Origin of the sequence: Streptomyces sp. NPDC058877 (assembly GCF_042742855.1) — a bacterium.
GTDB lineage: Bacteria > Actinomycetota > Actinomycetes > Streptomycetales > Streptomycetaceae > Streptomyces.
Genome location: NZ_JBHYMF010000266.1, coordinates 1 through 8,000 on the forward strand (window position 1 = coordinate 1; position 8,000 = coordinate 8,000).

Consider the following 8,000-nt stretch of genomic DNA (forward strand, 5'->3'; position numbering starts at 1 on the left):
GGGGAAGCCCCGGCGGCCGTCGCCGTCGTGTGGGTGCCGGTCTGCGGGTCAGACGGCCGTCCGGGTGTGGACGTACTCGACGAGGCGGCTCAGGGCGTCCGGGTCCATCGCCGGCATGACGCCGTGGCCCAGGTTGAAGACGTGCCCCTCCAGCCCTTCGGCGGCGGCCAGGACCTCGTCCGTCTTGGCCTCAACGACCTCGCGCGAGGCGAAGAGCACGGCAGGGTCCAGGTTGCCCTGGAGCGCCTTGCCGGGGCCGACGCGGCGGGCGGCCTCGTCGAGCGGGACGCGCCAGTCGACGCCGACGACGTCCGCGCCGGCCTCGCCCATCAGGCCGAGCAGCTCACCGGTGCCGACGCCGAAGTGGATGCGGGGGACGCCGTAGCCGGCGACCGCGTCGAAGACCTTCGCGGAAGCGGGCATCACCGAACGGCGGTAGTCGGCCGGGGCGAGGGCACCGACCCAGGAGTCGAAGAGCTGCACGGCGGAGGCGCCGGCCTCGATCTGGACCTTGAGGAAGGTCGAGGTGATCTCGGCGAGCCGGTCGAGCAGGTCGGCCCAGAGCTGGGGGTCGCCGTACATGAGGGCCTTGGTGTGCTCGTGGCTGCGCGACGGGCCGCCCTCGACGAGGTAGCTCGCGAGGGTGAAGGGCGCGCCGGCGAAGCCGATGAGCGGGGTGTCGCCCAGTTCACCGGTGAGCATGCCGATGGCCTCGGTGACGTAGTGGACGTCTTCCGGGGTGAGGTCGCGCAGCCGGGCCAGGTCGGCGCGGGTGCGGATCGGTTCGGCCACGACCGGGCCGACGCCTGGCTTGATGTCGAGGTCGAGGCCGATGGCCTTGAGCGGGACGACGATGTCGCTGAAGTAGATGGCGGCGTCAACCTTGTGCCGACGCACCGGCTGGAGCGTGATCTCGGTGACCAGCTCGGGGCGCATGCAGGACTCGAGCATCGGAATGCCCTCGCGGACCTTCAGGTACTCGGGGAGGGAGCGCCCGGCCTGCCGCATGAACCAGACGGGGGTGTGCGGCACCGGTTCGCGCCGGCACGCCTTGAGGAATGCGGAGTCGTACGTCCGCGACTGCTGCTTCGTCTGCTGGCCCTGCGAGGGGGCATCCCCAGTCCCGGCGGAGCCTGGGGTGAGGGGAAGGTCGATGGCACTCACGCCCAGAATCTTCGCATGTGGCGAGAAGCCGCTCGTCCGGGCCGGGTGTCCCTCCCTGCACGAAGGGCCCGTTCCGCCTACTCTTCCCGGCATGGCTGCGGCTCAGGGACATTTTTCCGATCATTCCGACGGCGATCGAGGGACGGACCAAACGGCGGACAGTAGGGAGACGAACCCGACGCCGCCCGCCTTCCGGCGGGCGGTGGACGCCTTGCGTTCGGCGAGGCTGCGGCCCGAGATCGAAATCGACCCGACCAGGCCGCCGCAGCGGCTCGCCCCGTACGCCTACGCGGTGGAGGCGGCCGTCGTGGACGGCGAGGAGGACCTGGCCGACGGGCGGCTCGTCCTGCTGCACGATCCGGACGGGCACGAGGCTTGGAAGGGCACGTTCCGTCTGGTGACGCTGGTTCGGGCGGAGCTGGAGCCGGAGATGGCCTCGGACCCGCTGCTGCCCGAGGTGTGCTGGTCCTGGTTGACCGGGGCCCTGGAGGCACGGGGACTGTCCTACGGGGAGGCGAGCGGGACCGTGACGATGGCGGGCTCGCACTACTTCGGCGGCCTCGCGGACCGCAGACCGGCCACCCAGATCGAGATCCGGGCGTCCTGGACGCCGTGGGAGGGCCGGGGCGGGGTTCCGGACACGGCGGCGCACCTGGCGGCTTGGTGCGACCTGCTCTGTCAGATCGCGGGACTGCCCCCCGCACCGGGTGCTCCGGGGGCGGGGACGGTGACGGGAGCGGGGGTCGTCTCGCTGCCCCAGCGACGGGGACCTCAAGGGGCCTGAGCCCTGCCCGCAGGACGGGAAGGGCCCCGGAGGGACCCGGGGCCCCGGATTCCGAAACGGGTCGGGGCGCGGATGCTTCGGCGGGTCGTGAGGGCGGCGCCCAGGTCCTCGCCCACGGGGCGGGGCGGGGATCGGGCCCCTGTGTGCCCGGTCCCCCGTGGGGGTGACGGGACGGGGCCCGCTCGTAGGATGATCGATCACTCATCCGAATTGCCCTAATTGTTACTCACCAAATCGTGATCTTTCCCTAAAGGCGGGCGGCCCAGCTGCCGAAGGAGTCAATGACCCCTTCAGAGCACGGGTTCGCCCCCGGCTTCTTCCCCGAGCCGGCTCCGTCCCGCACCCTTCCCCCAGGAGGCCTGGTGTCCGTTCTCCTCGAGCAGCCCGCAAGCCTGGTCGCCTACCGCCCGAACAAGCCGACGGCCATGGTCGTCGTGGCCGACCCACGCGTCCGCTCCACCGTCACCCGCCATCTGTGGGCCCTCGGAGTGCGCGACGTGATCGAGGCGTCGTCCATCGCGGAGGCCCGTCCCCGCGTCGGCAACCCGCGCGACATCTGCGTTGCCGACGTCCACCTGCCCGACGGCAGTGGCCTGACCCTGCTGTCCGAGACCCGCGCCGCGGGCTGGCCCAACGGCCTCGCCCTCTCGGCCGCCGATGACATCGGCGCCGTGCGCAACGCCCTGGCGGGCGGCGTGAAGGGCTACGTCGTCACCGGCACCCGAACCAACATCGGCCATCCGACCCGTCCCGGCGCCGCCCCCATCGGCGCGGCGGCGGCCCGGCTCGGCCACCGCCGCCCCCCGGGTGCCCCGAGCCACCCGGGCGGCTACCGCGAGCTCTCCGGCCGTGAGGTCGAAGTGCTGCGACTGGTGGCGGAGGGCCAGTCGAACAAGGCGATCGGCGTCTCCATGGGCCTGTCCGCCCTGACCGTCAAGAGCCACCTCGCCCGCATCGCCCGCAAGCTGGGCACCGGAGACCGCGCCGGCATGGTGGCGGTCGCCCTGCGAACGGGGATCATCCACTGACATTCGGCACAAGACGAATCGAGCGCCTGTCGACGGAACGTTCCGTCGACAGGCGCTTGCCGTTCACCGATACCCTTGACACGTGACCGACGCCCAAGAGACCGCAGCAGACACCGCACTGCGCACCCCCGGGGGCGGCCCCCCGGACGACGACGTCCCTGCGAATGGGCTTCCGATCCCGTTGCTGGAGCCCCGGGAGGGGATTCCGCCCGTCGTCGAGACCGCCGACGCCCTCGCCGAGGTGATCGCCGCCTTCGCCGCCGGAAGCGGTCCCGTGGCCGTGGACGCCGAGCGGGCCTCCGGCTACCGCTACGGCCAGCGGGCCTACCTCGTCCAGCTCCGCCGCGAAGGCGCGGGCACCGCACTGATCGACCCCGTCGGCTGCCCCGACCTCTCGGGCCTCGGCGAGGCGCTCGCCGGAACCGAATGGATCCTGCACGCGGCCACCCAGGACCTCCCCTGCCTGCGCGACATAGGCATGCTCCCCAGCTCGCTCTTCGACACCGAACTCGCGGGACGGCTCGCGGGCTTCCCGCGGGTCGGGCTCGGCGCGATGGTCGAGTCCGTCCTCGGCTACGCCCTGGAGAAGGGACACTCGGCCGTCGACTGGTCCACCCGCCCGCTGCCCGAGCCCTGGCTGCGGTACGCGGCCCTGGACGTCGAGCTCCTGGTGGACCTGCGGGACGCCCTGGAGAAGGAGCTCGACCGGCAGGGCAAGCTGGAGTGGGCGCACCAGGAGTTCGACGCCATCGCCTCGGCCCCGCCCGCCCCGCCGCGCAAGGACCCGTGGCGCCGGACCTCCGGCATGCACAAGGTGCGCCGCCGCCGCCAGATGGCGGTCGTACGGGAACTGTGGACGGCCCGGGACCGGGTCGCCCAGCGGCGTGACGTCTCCCCCGGCAAGGTGCTGAGCGACGCGGCCATCGTGGAAGCGGCACTCGCGGTGCCGCTGAACACGGCCGCACTCACCGCGCTGCCCGGCTTCGGCAACCGGATGGGGCGCCGCCAGCTGGAGCAGTGGCAGGCCGCGGTGGACCGGGCCCGGGCCCTCCCGGAGAGCGAGCTGCCCCAGCCGGGCCAGCAGGTCGCCGGCCCGCCCCCGCCGCGCGCCTGGGCGGACAAGGATCCGGCCGCAGCGGCCCGCCTGTCGGCGGCGCGCGCGGCGGTTTCGGCGCTCGCGGAAGAACTGAACCTCCCCCAGGAGAACCTGATCACCCCGGACACCGTCCGTCGGGTCTGCTGGGAGCCGCCGTCCCCGGCGGACGCCGCGACCGTGGCCGCCGCCCTCACGGGCCACGGCGCCCGCGCCTGGCAGGTCGAACTGGTGACCCCGCTGCTGGTGAAGGCGCTGTCCGCGACGGCGTGAGCATCCACGGGGAGAGCCCCCGGTTGCCCCGAGGGCACCGGGGGCTCCGTCGTGCCGCGACCCGGACCCGGCCGCAAGGGCCCCCGATCGAATGATGCGGGGTGTGACCTTCGCCGCTTGCCCCGCAAGGACTGGGCAGCCTGGTTACCCACAAGTAGCATGGGGGGAGCAAGCGCACGCTTAGGCGTGTGCCGCAGCAGTGCCATCCCGCACCCTGGAGGAGAGCCATCGTGCCTCGTACCGTCAGGGACGTCGTCTTCGTCGACGGCGTCCGCACCCCGTTCGGCAAGGCGGGCCCGAAGGGCATCTACCACGAGACCCGCGCCGACGACCTCGTCGTGAAGGCCATCCGAGAGCTGCTGCGTCGCAACCCGGGCCTCGACCCCGCGAAGATCGACGAGGTCGCCATCGCCGCGACCACCCAGATCGGCGACCAGGGCCTGACGCTCGGCCGCACGGCCGGCATCCTCGCCGGCCTGCCGCAGTCGGTGCCGGGCTACTCCATCGACCGCATGTGTGCCGGCGCGCTGACCGCCGTCACCTCGGTCGCCGGCTCGATCGCCTTCGGCGCGTACGACGCCGTCATCGCCGGTGGCGTCGAGCACATGGGCCGCCACCCCATGGGCGAGGGCGTCGACCCCAACCCGCGCTTCGTGTCGGAGAAGCTCGTCGACGAGTCCGCCCTCTTCATGGGCATGACCGCCGAGAACCTGCACGACCGGTACCCCGGCATCACCAAGCAGCGCGCCGACGAATACGCCGTGCGCTCCCAGGAGAAGGCCGCCAAGGCGTACGCCGACGGCAAGATCCAGCAGGACCTGGTGCCGATCTCGGTCCGCCGCACCTCCCCCGAGGGCGGGGAGACCGGCTGGGGCCTGGTCACCGCCGACGAGCCGATGCGTCCGGGCACCACCCTGGAGTCGCTGGCCAACCTGAAGACGCCGTTCCGCGTCCACGGCAACGTCACCGCGGGCAACGCGGCCGGCCTCAACGACGGCGCCACCGCCTCGGTCATCGCCTCCGAGGACTTCGCCCGCGAGAACGGCCTCCCGGTCAAGATGCGCCTCGTCTCGTACGCCTTCGCCGGCGTCGAGCCCGAGGTCATGGGCTACGGTCCGATCCCGGCGACCGAGAAGGCCCTCGCCAAGGCCGGCCTGTCCATCGAGGACATCGGCCTCTTCGAGATCAACGAGGCCTTCGCGGTCCAGGTCCTCGCCTTCCTGGAGCACTACGGCATCGCCGATGACGACGCCCGCGTCAACCAGTACGGCGGCGCCATCGCCTACGGCCACCCGCTCGCCTCCTCCGGCGTCCGTCTGATGACGCAGCTGGCCCGCCAGTTCGAGGAGCAGCCGGAGGTCCGCTACGGCCTCACCACCATGTGCGTCGGCTTCGGCATGGGCGCCACGGTCATCTGGGAGAACCCGAACCACAAGGACGCCGGAGGCAGCAAGTGAGCACCACCGCAGAGCTTCTGAAGGGCGCCGCCGAGCTCTTCCCGGACGAGGTCGTCACCAGCGCCCACGTACGGCACTTCGAACTCCCCGCAGGTGCGGGTCGGTTCGCGCTGATCACGCTGGACAACGGCTTCGACCACACCAAGCCGACCACCTTCGGCCCGCAGTCCCTCGCCAATCTGAACGCGGCGATCGACCAGGTCGAGGCGGAGGCCGCCAACGGTGAGATCGTCGGCGTCGGCCTCACCGGCAAGCCGTTCATCTTCGCCGTCGGCGCCGACCTCAAGGGCGTCGAGCTGCTGAAGAAGCACGACGAGGCGCTCGCCATCGGCAAGGGCGGCCACGACGTCTTCAAGCGCCTGTCCGCGCTCGCCGTGCCCACCTTCGCGTACTACAACGGCGCGGCCATGGGCGGCGGCGTCGAGGTGGGTCTGCACTGCTCCTACCGCACCGTGTCGAAGGCCCTGCCGGCCTTCTCGCTGCCCGAGGTCTTCCTCGGCCTGGTGCCCGGTTGGGGCGGCTGCGCGATCCTCCCGAACCTGATCGGCGCCGAGAAGGCCGTCTCGGTCATCATCGAGAACTCGCTGAACCAGAACCGCCAGCTCAAGGGCAAGCAGGTCTTCGAGCTCGGCATCGCCGACGCGATCTTCGAGGGCGCCGACTTCCTGGAGCAGTCCCTGCTGTGGACCGCGTCCGTCCTCAAGGGCGACCTCACGGTCGAGCGTCCCGAGGTCGACCGTGGAGAGGCCTGGGACCAGGCCGTCGCCAAGGGCCGTGCGATCGCCGACTCCAAGGTGCACGGTGCCGCCCCCGCCGCCTACCGCGCCCTCGACATCATCGAGGCCGCCAAGGACGGGGACCTGCAGAAGGGATTCGACGCCGAGGACCAGGCCCTCGCGGACCTGATCATGGGCGGCGAGCTGCGCTCCGGCATCTACGCCTTCAACCTGGTGCAGAAGCGCGGCAAGCGCCCCGCCGGTGCCCCGGACAAGTCGCTGGCCCGCCCGGTCACCAAGGTCGGTGTCGTCGGCGCCGGTCTGATGGCCTCCCAGCTGGCCCTGCTCTTCCTGCGCCGCCTGGAGGTGCCGGTCGTCCTGACCGACATCGACCAGGAGCGCGTCGACAAGGGCGTGGGCTACGTCCACGGCGAGATCGAGAAGCTGCTCGGCAAGGGCCGGATCAACCAGGACAAGGCCAACCGCCTCAAGGGCCTGGTCTCCGGCGTCCTCGACAAGGCCGAGGGCTTCGCGGACGCGGACTTCATCATCGAGGCCGTGTTCGAGGAGATGTCCGTCAAGCAGAAGGTGTTCGCCGAGGTCGAGGCGGTCGCTCCGGCGCACGCGGTCCTCGCCACCAACACCTCCTCGCTGTCCGTCTCGGAGATGGCCTCCAAGCTCCAGCACCCGGAGCGCGTGGTCGGCTTCCACTTCTTCAACCCGGTCGCAATCCTCCCGCTCCTGGAGATCGTCCGCGGCGAGAAGACCGACGACGCCTCGCTGGCCACCGCCTTCGGCGTCGCCAAGAAGCTGAAGAAGACCGCGGTCCTCACCAAGGACGCCCCGGCGTTCGTCGTGAACCGCATCCTGACCCGCTTCATGGGCGAGATCCAGAACGTCATCGACGAGGGCACCCCGGTCGCCGTCGCCGAGAAGGGCGTCGAGCCGCTCGGTCTGCCGATGTCCCCGCTGGTGCTCCTGGAGCTCGTCGGCCCGGCGATCGGTCTGCACGTCTCCGAGACCCTGAACCGCGCCTTCCCCGAGCGCTTCAAGGTCTCCCCCAACCTGAAGGCCGTCGTCGAGGCCGGCAAGCGCGGCTTCTACGTCTACAACGCCGAGAACGGCTTCAAGCCGGAGCTCGACCCGGAGGTCGCCGCCCTCCTCGTCCAGGGCGACGTCGTCCTGACCGAGGAGCAGGTCCGTGACCGCGTCCTGGACGCGGTGGCACAGGAGATCGGCCTGATGCTGGAGGAGGGTGTCGTCGCCGAGGCGCAGGACATCGACCTCTGCCTGATCACGGGCGCGGGCTGGCCCTTCCACCTGGGCGGCATCACGCCGTACCTGGACCGCGAGGGCGTCTCCGAGCGCGTCAACGGGAAGCGCTTCCTGGCCCAGGGCCTGGCGAGCGTCCCGGCATAACGCCCGGCCGCACGCCCCCCGGGGCACATGCGGAAGGCCCCGGCACCTCCTTCAGGTGCCGGGGCT

At 71.6% G+C, this 8,000-nt stretch carries 6 protein-coding genes; 5 read left to right on the plus strand and 1 reads right to left on the minus strand.

Annotated features, from left to right (window positions below; genetic code table 11):
- Window positions 1–48: 48 nt before the first annotated feature.
- Complete coding sequence (gene hemE, locus ACFW2Y_RS33260) at window positions 49–1,164, minus strand: uroporphyrinogen decarboxylase (RefSeq protein WP_384886692.1); 1,116 nt, start codon at window positions 1,162–1,164, stop codon at window positions 49–51.
- A 91-nt stretch (window positions 1,165–1,255) separates the two neighbouring features.
- On the opposite strand from hemE, the gene ACFW2Y_RS33265 reads away from it, so the two are divergent.
- The 5 genes from ACFW2Y_RS33265 to ACFW2Y_RS33285 all read left to right on the plus strand — a co-directional run bounded on the left by ACFW2Y_RS33265 (window position 1,256) and on the right by ACFW2Y_RS33285 (window position 7,934).
- Window positions 1,256–1,948 carry a DUF3000 domain-containing protein gene (locus ACFW2Y_RS33265; protein ID WP_384886694.1) on the plus strand — a complete coding sequence of 231 codons (693 nt, stop codon included), beginning with the start codon at window positions 1,256–1,258 and terminating at the stop codon, window positions 1,946–1,948.
- Between the two features lie 362 nt (window positions 1,949–2,310).
- Window positions 2,311–2,976: a response regulator transcription factor gene (locus tag ACFW2Y_RS33270; protein ID WP_015037008.1), complete on the plus strand. Its 666-nt coding sequence runs from the start codon at window positions 2,311–2,313 to the stop codon at window positions 2,974–2,976.
- 82 nt (window positions 2,977–3,058) lie between these two features.
- On the plus strand, window positions 3,059–4,342 hold the full coding sequence (locus tag ACFW2Y_RS33275) for an HRDC domain-containing protein (RefSeq protein ID WP_384886696.1): 1,284 nt from the start codon (window positions 3,059–3,061) through the stop codon (window positions 4,340–4,342).
- A 230-nt stretch (window positions 4,343–4,572) separates the two neighbouring features.
- A complete protein-coding gene (locus ACFW2Y_RS33280) occupies window positions 4,573–5,799 on the plus strand; it encodes a thiolase family protein (protein ID WP_384886698.1) in 1,227 nt (408 codons plus the stop codon).
- The gene (locus ACFW2Y_RS33285) at window positions 5,796–7,934 is read left to right on the plus strand and encodes a 3-hydroxyacyl-CoA dehydrogenase NAD-binding domain-containing protein (RefSeq protein WP_384886700.1); all 2,139 of its coding nucleotides are present in this window, start codon (window positions 5,796–5,798) and stop codon (window positions 7,932–7,934) included. Before ACFW2Y_RS33280 ends, ACFW2Y_RS33285 begins: the two co-directional genes overlap by 4 nt.
- Window positions 7,935–8,000 lie beyond the last annotated feature (66 nt).

What these genes read in the sequence shown, in the direction of transcription:
- ACFW2Y_RS33265 (WP_384886694.1), top strand. Translation starts at nt 1,256, where the DNA reads ATGGCTGCGGCTCAGGGACATTTTTCCGATCATTCCGACGGCGATCGA.